The organism is Ignavibacteria bacterium (genome assembly GCA_017303675.1).
Taxonomy (GTDB): Bacteria; Bacteroidota; Ignavibacteria; order Tepidaquicellales; family OLB5; genus OLB5.
Genome location: JAFLBX010000002.1, coordinates 683,174 through 696,612, shown reverse-complemented (window position 1 = coordinate 696,612; position 13,439 = coordinate 683,174). Strand labels below are relative to the sequence as shown.

The following is a 13,439-nucleotide window of genomic DNA, read 5'->3' as shown; positions in this document are numbered from 1 at the left end:
AATTATCAATTGGTTTACTTCACTGTTTCATTTGTAATTATTGTATCCTTTAAATAAGAGCGTTTTAATTCAGGGTAATCTGTGCTGTAATGCAGCCCCCTTGATTCTTTTCTCATTAAAGCGGAGCGAATTATCATATAAGTGATCTGAGCCATATTTCTCAATTCAAGAAGCTCTCTGTTCACCTTTGTTTTTTTGTAGAATGTCTCTATCTCTTCTTTGATAAGCTTTATCCTTCTCAAAGCCCTGTGAAGCCTTAAGTTTGAACGCACAATGCCTACATAATTAGACATTATCTGTTTAATTTCGTTTTTATTTTGCGAAATTAAAATCCATTCTTCAGTATTATCTGTCCCGCTGTCATCCCATTCAGGTATCCTGTTTTCAGGGATATTGTTAATATCATTCAGCTCTGCACGGCAGATCCTTGCCGCTTTATCTGCATAAACCAATGCTTCAAGCAGTGAATTGCTTGCAAGCCTGTTTGCGCCGTGAACACCTGTCATTGATGCCTCGCCTAAAACAAATAATGAGCCCAGCGAAGTTTTCCCGTTAAGATCACTAACAATACCGCCGCAGCTGTAATGTGCTGCCGGTACAACCGGGATCATATCTTTTGCCATATCAATTCCGATTGATAAGCATTTTTTATAGATATATGGAAATTTATTCTTTATTGAAATTTTGCCGAGGGAAGTTATATCGAGATAAACAAAATCATCGCCGCTCTTTTTCATCTCGCTGTCAATAGCCCTGGCAACAATATCCCTCGGCGCAAGCGAGCCGCGGCTGTCATATTTATGCATGAACTCTTTGCCGTCTTTAGTTTTTAATATTGCGCCTGCTCCGCGAAGAGCTTCGCTGATTAAAAATGACTGTGCCTCGCTTGATGTTGCCTTGTTTTCATATAAGCTGGTAGGGTGGAACTGGACAAATTCCATATTGCCTATTGCGCACCCTGCGCGGTAACCAATTGCGATCCCGTCACCGGTTGCAATTGCGGGATTTGTTGTATGCAGGTAAACCTGCCCTATACCGCCTGTGCATATAACGGTGATCTTTGAAATTATAGTTTTAATATCATTATTTATCTCATCATATGCATATGCGCCGAAACATGTTTTATTTTTTTTCTTTGCCGGTTTGCTTAAGTTATGCTCTGTGATAAGATCAACCGCTGTATGATGTTCAAGTACAGTGATATTTTTATTTATACTGATATTATGAAGCAATGCCCGCTCAATTTCTCTGCCGGTCAGGTCTTTTGCGTGAACTATACGTTTGCGCGAGTGCCCGCCTTCTCTGCCCAGGTCAAGCTTTCCCTGTTCACGGCTGAAGTTTACGCCAAGCTCAATAAGCTCGCTTATAAGGTGCGGACCGTTCTTAACTATCTGTTCAACTGCTTCAGTATGGCATAAGCCAGCGCCGCATTCCAGTGTATCTTTTATGTGTAGATCGTATGAATCATCAGGGGATGTAACTGTGGCAATACCGCCCTGTGCATAATTGGTGTTTGATTCTGCCCTGTCTTTTTTTGTAACTATTAAAACACGGGCATATTTTGCTGCCTTTAATGCAAATGAGAGCCCGGCTATACCGCTGCCAATAACAAGTATGTCTGTTTTCAGCTTCACGGGTTATGAATAATTTGCGGTTATATCTTCATTTGTTTTTGCGCGGATGAATCTGAAATCCTGGAATGAAAGCGATGTATCTTCTTCCAGTGTTATTCTAAGCAGGTACCTGAAAGCGATTTTTGTCATATTGCTTATAGTTCCTTCGCGAAGCGTGGTGTAAACCATGGGGTGAACTTTTAAAATCAGCTTGCCCGAAGGCTTGTTCTTATCAAGCTTATAACGTTTTATCCAGCGCTCTATACGAGTTAATATATTGGTTGAGCTTTCCAGTATTCCGCTGCCACCGCATAACGGGCACTGCTCGGTAATTGAACGCACAACATTTTCCCTCACGCGCTGGCGCGTTATCTGCACCAAACCGAACTCTGACATCGGCAGTATTGTTACTTTTGCCCTGTCTTTTTTGAACTCTTTTTTAAGCTCATCGTAAACTTTTTTCTTGTTCTTATCGTCGTAAACATCGATAAAATCTATTACAATAATTCCTCCAAGGTCACGAAGCCTTATCTGCCTCACAATTTCCCTCGAGGCATCAAGATTTGTTTTAAGTGAATTGGTTTCCTGGTCCTTGCTTTTGGCGTATTTTCCGCTGTTTACATCTATTACGTACATCGCCTCTGTTTTTTCTATTATCAAGTGGCCGCCAATTTTCAGGGGAACGCGTTTGCTCAGGGTTTGATGTATCTCCGCTTCGATACCGTAGATATCGAACAGCGCTTTATTGCCTTTATAAAGCTCAACTTTGTTCAGCAGCTCTGGTGAATTAATTTTCACGTACTGCTGAATTTCCTTAAGCAGCTTTTTGGAATCAACAATAACCTTTTCAACGTCATCACGGAAAAGATCACGTATCACGCTCGTAGTTACTGTAAGATCTTTATACAGCAGGGCAGGGGGAGTGCCGGTCTTTATTTGTTTTTCTATATCCTTCCAGATATTGTAAAGATTTTCCAGGTCCTCAAGTATAGCTTTATCATCCTGTTCTTCCGCAACTGTTCTTATAATTGCGCCGAATTCCAATCCTTTGGAATTCCTGTAATTCCTGACGATATTCTTAAGCCTGCGCTTTTCGCGCATGTTCTGTATCTGTTTCGAGGCATTTACTTTATTTTCGAAGGGAAGAAATACAAGGTACCTTCCGGGAAGTGAAACTTTAGATGTGACCCTTACGCCTTTATTGCCTACGGGTTCTTTTGTTATCTGGACAATTATTCTCTGCCCGCGCTCTAAGCGCGGCATCTGCCTTCTTTTTGATTGCTGCTTCTGTGGCGGCGGTGTATCTTCTTCGTCATCATCATCATCCACATCTGAATCATCGCCAAGCAAAGCCTTCATATCTTCTGCCTGGTCGCCAACATCACTGAAATGCAGGAATGCATCCTGTTTGAATCCAAGGTCAATAAATGCGGCTTTGATACCGGGGATGACCTTTGCAACTTTACCCAGGTATATATCGCCAATAACGCGCTCATACTCTTCATTTTCAATGAAGAGCTCGCTCAGTTTTCCGTCTTCCGTTATGGCAATACGGTTTTCATCAGCATTAGAGTTGATGACAATTTCTTTTTTCATTCGAGATCCATGTTAACTCACTTAGTAATCAGACTATAGCACACGCATAAGCTTTAATTTAAAAAGCGCCCATATTTATATTATGAGTTCATGCTTTTTAAAAATTCTTTGTTGTGCTTGGTCCCTTTCATTTTTCCTAAAAGGAATTCCATTGCTTCAACCTGTGAGAAGTCACTGAGGATCTTTCTGAGCAGCCATACCTTTGAAAGCTCTTCTTCGTCTAAAAGAAGCTCTTCTTTCCTGGTGCCTGATTTGTTGAGATCTATTGCGGGGAAAATTCTCTTATCGGCAAGCTTTCTGTCAAGAACAATTTCCATGTTACCGGTTCCTTTGAACTCTTCAAAGATAACTTCATCCATTCGGCTTCCGGTTTCAACCAGCGCAGTTGCTATAATTGTCAAACTGCCGCCTTCTTCAATGTTTCTTGCAGCTCCGAAAAATCTTTTTGGTCTGTGCAATGCATTTGCGTCCACACCGCCTGAAAGTATCTTTCCGCTGTGCGGTACTACTGTATTGTGCGCCCTTGCAAGACGGGTAATACTATCCAGAAGTATTACAACATCCTTCTTGGCTTCAGTAAGCCTTTTGGCCTTTTCAAGAACTATATCACTTACCTGTACGTGCCTCTCAGGCGGCTCATCAAAGGTTGAGCTTATCACTTCTGCCCTTACAGAGCGCTCCATATCCGTTACTTCTTCCGGACGCTCATCTATTAATAGGACAATAAGCTCAACATCAGGCTGGTTCTTGGCAATAGCGTTGGCTATCTGCTGAAGCAAAATTGTTTTTCCTGCCTTGGGCGGTGAAACTATCATGCCCCTGTTTCCTTTACCTATTGGTGTGAACAGGTTCATGATCCTTGTTGCGTACTCACCCGGGGCTGATTCAAGGTTAAGCCTTTCGTTTGCATAAAGCGGCGTGAGGTTATCGAACAATGTTCTCTCACGCATCTTTTCAGGCTCAACTCCGTTTACTTTATCAACCCTTAAAAGAGCAAAGAACCTTTCACCGTCTTTGGGAGGCCTTACCTGCCCGCTTACGGTATCACCGGTCCTTAAGGCGAATTTTTTTATCTGTGAAGGAGAAACGTAAACATCATCAGGTGATGAGAGGTAGTTATAATCTGATGATCTTAAAAAACCGTACCCGTCAGGCAGAACGTCAAGCACTCCTTTGCTGAATGCCACTCCGTCATTCTGCGTTCCTGTTTCAAGGATCTTGTAGATCAGGTCCTGTTTTCTGAGATCACTGTATCCGTTAATGTTTAAGTTCTTTGCGATTTCGTAAAGCTCGCCAATTTTCTTTTTCTTCAGTTCGGCTAAATCCATAGAAGGCTTTAAATCATCTTTTTTATCTGATGCCATAATACACTTTAATTTTATTTGTTAGTTTTAGATTTGTAATAACCGGAAAGCTATATTTGGATAATTATTTGTTTGGAAAATTAAATTTGGATAACTCAGAAAGTAAACGATTTTTTCAGATTATTTAAATCCGGGTTGTTTTTGATGTGTTAATTACATACAAATATACAAAACAATGCTGTATTAAACAATAGTGTTATCAAAAAAATGTTGGCTATTTCTGCAAATTTTTCACTATTTTTGTTCATAATCAATATATATATTCATCTTTAAGCTAGCGCAATTATAAACCGGGTCTATTATGAATATAAGTATAAAAATATTTTTAGCTTTGCTGTTTTTGCTTTTATGCGAAGCGGGTTTAAATAGCCAGCAGAATCCGGTTGTGTATGTTATTAAAATTGATGGCTCAATAAATCCTTCAACATCAGATTTTATCCGCAGAAGCATTGATGAAGCTAAAAGCAAAAATGCTGAGTGTCTTGTTATCCAGCTGAACACTCCAGGGGGTTTGCTGAAATCCACCCGCTATATCGTAAGCGATATCCTTACCGCTCCTATTCCCGTAATTGTGTATGTATCACCCGGGGGCTCACAGTCAGCCAGCGCGGGAGTCTTCATAACGCTTGCTTCGCACATTGCCGTTATGGCTCCGGGTACAAATATTGGCGCGTCTCACCCCGTCAGCGGCGATGGAAGCAAAATGGATTCCACTATGAGCGAAAAAGTAACCAATGATGCCGCGGCATTTATCCGCTCAATAAGCGAAAAACGCAAACGTAATGTTAAGTGGAGCGAAGACGCTGTAAGGAACAGTGTTTCCATTACGGAAACCGAAGCGCTGAGAGACAGCGTTATTGACCTGGTTGCAAATGATATGAATGACCTGCTTTCAAAAATTAACGGCAGGGAAGTTGAAACTTCAGCAGGCAAAAAAGTACTCAACACGTCAAATTATACTATTGTAAATTTTGAAGAGAACTGGTTTCATAAGTTCCTTGGTATTATAAGCGACCCCAATATCGCTTACATTTTAATGATGATAGGTATGTGGGGCATAATTCTCGAATTCTATCACCCGGGCGGAATACTGCCGGGAGTAACGGGGGCTATTTGTATTCTTTTGGGATTATACGGACTCCACACATTGCCGATAAATTTTGCGGGGGCAGGTTTGATTCTGCTTGCCATAATTTTGTTCATTGCTGAAATTAAAGTTACAAGCTATGGTATGCTTACCGTAGCGGGTGTTATTGCTATGTTCATCGGCTCTATGATGCTTATAGATACAGGCTCATCGCCGCTGGAAGCGGCTGTTGATATTTCGCTAAGCGTAATTATAACCACCGTTGTTATTATTGCAGGATTGTTCTCAGTACTTGCATGGCTTGTTATCCGCACTTACAGAAGAAAAGCTATGACCGGTGAATCAGGTATGATAGGCGAAATTGGCGAAGTTTTTGTTGATATTGTTAACGGTAAAGGTACTGTCAAAGTTTTAGGCGAGATTTGGAAGGCTGAATCAGGTGAAAACATTGCCAAAGGCGATAAAGTAAAAGTACTCGAAGTGAAGGATCTGACAATAGTGGTGCAGAAGGTGTAGTTTGTTACAGGCTGCAGGTTACAGGTTACATATATCAGGTTGAGTTTGTAGATTGCGGAGGTGAAGTGTTGAATAAATGACCTGCTTTTTTGCGAGGAACGAAGTGACGAAGCAATCTTATAAATTTAAAAATTCAATTTTTATTCTTCAATATAAGTTTTATAAAAATTAAACCATAAGGAGACAATATGGAGGCAGTAATAATAACATTTTTGTTCTTTGTATTCCTATTCTTTGTCATTGTGCTCTTCAGCATGATAAAAGTATTAAGGGAGTATGAAAGAGGCGTTGTATTCCGTTTGGGAAGGTATTCCCAAACCAAGGGACCCGGACTCATAATCCTGATCCCGTTTATCGATAAAATGATAAAAGTAAGCCTGCGCACGCTTGTAATGGATGTTCCTTCACAGGATATTGTGACCAAGGATAACATTTCAGTAAAAGTGAATGCCGTTGTTTACTTCCGCGTGCTGCAGCCTGAGAAGGCTGTAATTGAGGTGCAGGACTTCCTCTTTGCTACATCGCAGATAGCGCAAACAACCCTGCGCAGCGTGCTTGGACAAAGCGAGCTTGATGAGCTGTTAACCGAAAGGGATGAGATAAACAAACGACTTCAGGCTATTATTGATGACCACACAGAACCATGGGGTATTAAAGTATCAAACGTTGAAGTAAAACAGATCGATCTGCCGATCGAAATGCAGCGCGCAATGGCGCGCCAGGCTGAAGCTGAAAGAGAAAGAAGAGCGAAAGTTATTCACGCAGATGGTGAATACCAGGCTTCGCAAAAGCTTGCCGATGCAGCCGAAGTTATCAATAAGCAGCCGATATCATTGCAGCTCAGATATTTGCAGACCTTAACGGAAATTGCTACCGAGAAGAATTCAACAATAATCTTCCCGCTGCCTGTTGATATAATATCACAGTTCATGAAGATGGTTGATAGCGGCACGAAGAAGTAATTAATTTTTTGAATATTAATGACCCGGTAGTTTATTAAACTGTCGGGTTAATTTTTTAACAACTTCCAAAAATAATGAAGTATACTAGAATTTTACTAATTATACTATTTTGTATCTTTGCGTATCAAGATGATTTGTTTTGCCAGTTTGAACAAACATGGGTTAGCAAATATATAGGGCCAAATGACAGACAAGATATCTCAAATGACATTGTAATAGATAACTCAAATAATATTTTTATTTCGGGTTTAGTGCAGGAACAGAATAATAGTTTTGATATGTGTGTGATTAAGTTTCTTCCTACCGGCGATACTCATTGGGTTAGGTTATATAACAATACTTTTGATGCTGCAAAGTCAATTACTTTGGATGCTTTTGGTAATGTTTATATTGCAGGTACTAGTAACTTTAGCAGACTGGTTGTTAAGTATAATACACTTGGTGTTAAGATTTGGGAAGTAAATATTGGTTTTGGTGAGTCAACAAAAATAGTATGTGACAAAGATAATAATGTTTGCATTACCGGCTATGTTACAAATTCTGGTTCATTTAATGATTTCATAACTACAAAATTAAACTCAAATGGCGTTATCTTGTGGCAAAAATACTACTTTGGTAGTGCTAACTCACAAGATTATCCTCAAGACTTGAGCGTTGATATTCGGGGTAACTTCTATGTAACAGGTTTTACAAATGAATCGGGGAGCATGGATGACTTTTGCACCTTGAAATACGACCCGAATGGCAATTTGATTTGGGTGAAAAAATACAATGGTCCTGGAAACAATGTAGATGGTGCATTTTCTCTGTCGCTGGATGTTTTCAATAACGTATATGTAAGTGGATATAGTACGGGCGCCGGTACAAGCTCAGATTTTTGTACTGTAAAATACGATTCAAACGGGGTAGAGAAATGGGTGAAAAGATATAATGGACCAACCAATAGCTATGAAGGTGCAAGGGTAAATGCAGTAGATTTACAAAATAATATTTATGTTGGTGGACAAAGCCCGGGAACATCAGGGGGTGATGATTATTGCCTGGTAAAATACGATATTGACGGAAATCAGCTTTGGGTTTCAAGATATAACGGTCCCGGGAATAATTTTGATGGAATCAGGGATATAGTGGTAGATCCAAATGGAAATGCTTACGTCACTGGAATAAGTTTGGGTATTAACAGTCTGTATAACGCCTGCACTATTAAATTTGATACATCCGGAACTCAACAGTGGATCGCGAGGTATATTGGTGAACCCTATAGTATTTCAACTGACATTGCACTTGATAACGAAGGGAACATACTCATAACAGGTTGCTCAGTCCCTCAAGGTAGAAATGACAGCGACATTGTAGTTATAAAGTATTCATCTACGGTTGGAATTCAGTATGTTAATTCAAGTATTCCTTCAGAATATAGATTATACCAGAATTATCCGAATCCGTTTAATCCTGTTACGTCAATAGTTTTTTCAGTCCCCAAAAGGTCCATTATTAAATTAAACGTATATAACTCAATTGGCGTTGTTGTATCTGAGTTAGTATCGGGTGAAATTAATGCGGGAAATTACAAAATTAATTGGGATGCCTCAAACTTCCCAAGCGGTGTTTATTTTTATAAAATTGAAACAGGCGAGTTTTCTGAATCAAAAAAAATGATTCTGATAAAGTAGGAATTTTTCGAGGAGCGTAAGCGACGAAGCAATCTTATATTTATAGTTTTTTATATTTACCCCCGTTGTTGGTGTTGTCACCAACAACAGAATAATTTTCCCCATGTTATTGATTAGCTTCGCTCGCAAAATGTAAACTTTCGTCACTTTCCTATAAACTCTTCATACTATTCTCAATCTGCATCTGCTCGCGGCGGAGGGTTTGCTGCTCATTTAGCAGCTTAAGTATTTCAGGTGATGAACTATCTATTGATTTGATCTTTGTCTCAATCTCTTTTATCGTATTCTTAATATTTGTAAGCTTTAATTGACCCAGTACCTGGTTCGCTTCATTCATGTAATTCCTGTTCCTGCCGCCCTGCATTACATAGTTATCATCCAGTAATGATTTCCCAATAATGCTTTTTGCTTCTTCATCCTGGAATTCAATGAAAAGCTGATTAAGCGCAAGTTTTTCAGGTGAATCGATATTCATCATCAGGTAATTTACAATTTTCCGTACTGTATCATTCTTTACCAGGTCAAGCTCAAGCTCGTTCATCAGCATTGCCTTGGTCTGCGCGTCTGAATCAACCAGCAGCCTTATGAGTACAAGCTCCACCGCTGAAAAGCGCGTGCTTTTTTCCTTAGCGGGTGTTTCCGGCTTTCTGCTTTCTGAATCGCGTTCATTGAACTGCGGTCGGCTTTTTGATTTCACTATGGTATCAAGCTCCTTACGGATTGTGCTTTCATAAATAGAAAATTTCTCCGCGATACCCTTTACATAAAAATCACGCTTAATGGCATCACGCATTTTTGCTATGAGCCCTATTATTTCTCTTACAAATTCAGTTTTTCCCTCAGGTGTGGACATCTTGCCCTCAGTTTCATAACGCTCTGCTATGTAATCTATGACTGAAAGCCTGTTTGCAAGAAGATGCTCAAACCCGCTCAGACCGTTCTTTTTAATATATGTATCCGGGTCATCGCCAAAAGGCAGCTCGAGTACGCTTACTGAAATATCATTCTCTATCAGTATCTCTATAGCCCTGCGTGATGCATTCTGTCCCGCAAGGTCGGCATCATATACAACCACAACCTCTTTTGTATAACGCCCTAAAATTTTTGTGTGAAGCTGTGTCAGCGCTGTACCGCTTGAAGCAACTACGTTCTCTATCCCGCTTTGATAAAGCGAAATAAGATCCATGTAACCCTCTACAAGTATTGCAAATCCTTTTTGTTTTATGGGACCCTTTGCGAAGTTAAGTCCGTAAAGCGTTTTGCTTTTATTGTATATCCGCGTTTCGGGTGAATTAACATACTTTGCTTCATCTGTGCCTTCATCGTACATACGCCTTCCGCCAAAACCTACAACTTTGCCTGAATCATTGAATATGGGGAACATCAGCCTGCCCCTGAAACGGTCGCGGATCTCACCCGCGCCAAGCACGAGTATCAGCCCTGCATTCTGCAGGTCTTCTGTGGTGAAATCATTTTCAAACTCCCTGAAGAGCGCATCCTTATCGCGCGGTGAGTACCCAAGCCCGAATTTTGTTATAGTATCATCCTTTAATCCGCGCTCATTTAAATACTCCTTCGCATATGCGCCTTCACGGCTCATAAGCTTATCGTAAAAATATTTGCCTGCTTTGCGGTTAATATCGTAATATAGCTCAATTTTATTTTTATCGGGGTCGTACGGCTCGTTATCAAATTCAATTGTAACATTAGCTTTTTCAGCAAGCAGCTTTACCGCGTCAAAGAAAGTCATGTTCTCTGTATCCATGATAAAGGTGAACATATTGCCGCTTTTGCCGCAGCCAAAGCAGTGGTAAACCCCTTTTTCCTGCGATACACTGAATGATGGGGTTTTCTCTTCATGGAATGGACACCTGCCCATAAAGCTTCTGCCCGCTTTGCGAAGGGGAGTGTATGCCGAGATCACATCAACTATATCAAGTGATGATGATATTTCGTCTATTTTTGATTGGGGGATCTTCATATAATCTTCATGTCATTCTGAGTGAGCGAAGCGAACGAAGAATCCAGAATATAAGTCTGGATGCTTCACTTCATTCAGCATGACAGGATTTTTTGGAAATTGAAATTATAAAATTGAGAAATTACTTTCAGTGATGGAACCCTTCGTTCCTGCCAAAAACTGCAGTCACTCCGGGTTACCGGTTAACCGCATACCTGTTTAAACACTCTCAAAAAGTTACCGCCAAGTATTTTGCGGATATCCTGCTCAGTGTAACCGCGCTCAACAAGCTTTTTGGTGATAATGGGGTAACAGGTTGCGTCATAAAGCTCATTTACTGTTGTAATGCTGCCGTCAAAATCACTGCCTAAGCCAACATAATCAACTCCAACAAGCTTTACAATATGATCAATATGGTCAATCAATATATCAACAGGTGTGCCGGTATTAACTGGATTGCCGGTAATATACTCATATCTTTTTTCGTTGAATCCAACCAGGTCATCACCGAATTCATCAGCAAACTGGTTTGCCGCATTGCGGTATTTATTCTGCGCGTTTTTAATAGAGCCCGGGTTTCCGCTTGGGTCAAGGAATTTGTAAAAGAAGTTTATCCCTATATATCCGCCTGATTTGGCTATCGCTTTTATCTGCTCATCTGTCAAATTGCGGTAATGCGGTGCAAGTGAGTAGCAGTTGGAGTGTGATGCGATAATCGGCGCATTGCTAAGCTCCGCAACCTGCCAGAATGCTGTCTCGCCCAAATGTGAAACATCGATCAGCATTCCAAGCTCATTCATTCGTTTTACTACATCCACGCCGAACTCCGTTAATCCGCCTGTTTTACCGCGCTCAGTTTCATCTTTTGCTGAAATCGCTATTGCATTGCTTGTGTTCCATGTTAAGCCAAGGTATCTCACACCGCGGCTGTATAAGGTCTCAAGGTTTTCCATTGAGCCTTCTATCATATTGCCGCCTTCGCCTCCCATTAATCCCACAAACTTTCCCGCGCTTAAGCCTGCTTCAAGCTCAGCGGAGTTCCTGCACAGTGCGAATGTTTCGGGATTTTCAGCCTGGGTTTCCTCAAGCTTATCAATCAGCTTCATTACGTAGCTGTAGTGATTTGATTTGTACCTTTCAGGCACATAGATAGAAAACATCTGTATATCCAGCCCGCCTCGCTTCCATTTCACCAGGTCTGACTGCGTCCCGGGATTATCCCTGTTAAGATCGGCACCCTGCAGGAATACCGGCATTAAAATATCGTTGTGTGTATCTATTACAATTGCGTCATAGTGAAGCCTGAAAGCGTCTTTGTTAAGATCGCTGTATTTGTTTGTGCTCATAGTTGAATCCTGTTTGCCTGAATTATTGCTTACTTTATTGCTGTCAGTTTTGCCGGTGCTTTGGGGTGATGTTTGTGGTTGGCTGCCTGTTGTGCCGTCCGTTCCGGGCGATTTGCCCGAAAAACATGCGAAGTTGCAGAACATCAACGCGGGAATTAAAGCCAGTATTAGTACTTTCATATACATTGAATTTCAGTAAATATACAATATTGCCTGCAAATGGCAATAAACGATTATACTTTTTAGTGAGAAGAAAAAAAATTATATTTAATTTATAAATTTACTAAAAAATCGCAAGAAATACTAAATTAATCGCAGAGCCAAACCGCATCCTGGTTTGCCGTACAGACCGGATCGGGGATGTATTGCTTACACTTCCTGTGATAGATGCCCTAAGGGAAAGATTTCCGGAGGCAACCATAGATCTGCTGGTGCAAAGCAGGGTATATGAGCTGGTTTCTGATTACCCGGGTTTAAACAAGGTCCATAAAATGGATGAAGTAACAACATCCGGGGTTAAAGCTCTTTGTAAGGCTGAAAAGTATGACCTTGGAATTGCGGTTTATCCCAATTTTCAAATTGCGCTGGGAATGTACTTTGGAGGAGTAAAATACAGGCTTGGTACAGGTTACCGGTGGTATTCGTTTCTGTTTAACCTTCCACATTACCAGCACAGGAAAGAAGCTATAAAGCATGAAAGTGCCTATAATGTGGATTTACTTCAAGCTGTTAACTACTATAATGAAAAGGAGTTATCCGTTAAGCTTGAAGTAAAAAATGAGCATCTGGATAGTGCTTTTGGGAAGTTAAATTCTAAAGGTTTTGATATAGCTCAGAGATTCATTGTGATACATATTCCGTCCTTAGGGTCTGCCAAAGTATGGAGTGATTTCAACTTTTTGCAGCTTTTGCGTAATATTCTTGATAATGTAAATAATTGTTATCAGGTGGTTTTAACAGGAACAACAAGCGATGAAGTTCAAGTTAAAAGGATAGTGGAACAATTACCTGAAAATAACCGCATTTTTTGCGTTTTTAACATGAATTTGAGCGAACTTGCGGCTTTGATTAGCCGGGCAAGCCTGTTTCTGGGTAATTCAACCGGACCCATACATATTGCGGCTGCTGTTGGTACGTTTGTGGTAGGCTTGTATTCACCCGTTAGGGTTGAAAGTCCGCTGAGATGGGGTCCGTTGACCGCCAAAAAGAAGATTTTCGTACCAGATGAAGATGATAATTCTCGGGATGTAATGAACGATATTGAACCAAACGAAGTTTATAATTTTATAAATAAATACATGGAATTAAATAAATAATAAATC

The 13,439-nt window shown here is 40.4% G+C and carries 9 protein-coding genes; 4 read left to right on the top strand and 5 right to left on the bottom strand.

Annotated elements, in window-relative coordinates; genetic code table 11:
* Positions 1–14 precede the first annotated feature (14 nt).
* The 3 genes from nadB to rho form a co-directional block, all read right to left on the bottom strand.
* Positions 15–1,634: an L-aspartate oxidase gene (nadB, locus tag J0M37_12580; GenBank protein ID MBN8585918.1), complete on the bottom strand. Its 1,620-nt coding sequence runs from the start codon at positions 1,632–1,634 to the stop codon at positions 15–17.
* Positions 1,635–1,637: 3 nt separating this feature from the next.
* A complete protein-coding gene (locus tag J0M37_12575; protein ID MBN8585917.1) occupies positions 1,638–3,209 on the bottom strand; it encodes an Rne/Rng family ribonuclease in 1,572 nt (523 codons plus the stop codon).
* 80 nt (positions 3,210–3,289) lie between these two features.
* Positions 3,290–4,537 carry a transcription termination factor Rho gene (rho, locus tag J0M37_12570; protein MBN8585916.1) on the bottom strand — a complete coding sequence of 416 codons (1,248 nt, stop codon included), beginning with the start codon at positions 4,535–4,537 and terminating at the stop codon, positions 3,290–3,292.
* Between the two features lie 337 nt (positions 4,538–4,874).
* On the opposite strand from rho, the gene J0M37_12565 reads away from it, so the two are divergent.
* From J0M37_12565 to J0M37_12555, 3 genes are all read left to right on the top strand, one after another.
* Positions 4,875–6,176 carry a nodulation protein NfeD gene (locus J0M37_12565; GenBank protein ID MBN8585915.1) on the top strand — a complete coding sequence of 434 codons (1,302 nt, stop codon included), beginning with the start codon at positions 4,875–4,877 and terminating at the stop codon, positions 6,174–6,176.
* 188 nt (positions 6,177–6,364) lie between these two features.
* Positions 6,365–7,138 (top strand): slipin family protein, encoded by a 774-nt coding sequence (locus tag J0M37_12560; GenBank protein ID MBN8585914.1) that lies wholly within the window; start codon positions 6,365–6,367, stop codon positions 7,136–7,138.
* 251 nt (positions 7,139–7,389) lie between these two features.
* Positions 7,390–8,811, top strand: a complete 1,422-nt coding sequence (locus tag J0M37_12555) for an SBBP repeat-containing protein (GenBank protein ID MBN8585913.1) — start codon at positions 7,390–7,392, stop codon at positions 8,809–8,811.
* Between the two features lie 151 nt (positions 8,812–8,962).
* On the opposite strand, the gene J0M37_12550 is transcribed toward J0M37_12555, so the two are convergent.
* Positions 8,963–10,792 (bottom strand): DNA primase, encoded by a 1,830-nt coding sequence (locus J0M37_12550; GenBank protein MBN8585912.1) that lies wholly within the window; start codon positions 10,790–10,792, stop codon positions 8,963–8,965.
* A gap of 182 nt (positions 10,793–10,974) precedes the next feature.
* Positions 10,975–12,297, bottom strand: a complete 1,323-nt coding sequence (locus tag J0M37_12545; GenBank protein ID MBN8585911.1) for a dipeptidase — start codon at positions 12,295–12,297, stop codon at positions 10,975–10,977.
* Positions 12,298–12,482: 185 nt separating this feature from the next.
* Here J0M37_12545 and J0M37_12540 point away from each other — a divergent pair, with 185 nt between their 5' ends.
* Complete coding sequence (locus J0M37_12540; GenBank protein ID MBN8585910.1) at positions 12,483–13,433, top strand: glycosyltransferase family 9 protein; 951 nt, start codon at positions 12,483–12,485, stop codon at positions 13,431–13,433.
* The last annotated feature ends 6 nt before the right edge of the window (positions 13,434–13,439 follow it).

Excerpts from the sequence above, each read along its gene's own strand:
- J0M37_12575 (MBN8585917.1), bottom strand. The coding sequence starts at position 3,209 with ATGAAAAAAGAAATTGTCATCAACTCTAATGCTGATGAAAACCGTATT.
- J0M37_12560 (MBN8585914.1), top strand. The coding sequence starts at position 6,365 with ATGGAGGCAGTAATAATAACATTTTTGTTCTTTGTATTCCTATTCTTT.
- J0M37_12565 (MBN8585915.1), top strand. The coding sequence starts at position 4,875 with ATGAATATAAGTATAAAAATATTTTTAGCTTTGCTGTTTTTGCTTTTA.
- rho (MBN8585916.1), bottom strand. The coding sequence starts at position 4,537 with ATGGATTTAGCCGAACTGAAGAAAAAGAAAATTGGCGAGCTTTACGAA.
- J0M37_12545 (MBN8585911.1), bottom strand. The coding sequence starts at position 12,297 with ATGAAAGTACTAATACTGGCTTTAATTCCCGCGTTGATGTTCTGCAAC.
- J0M37_12550 (MBN8585912.1), bottom strand. The coding sequence starts at position 10,792 with ATGAAGATCCCCCAATCAAAAATAGACGAAATATCATCATCACTTGAT.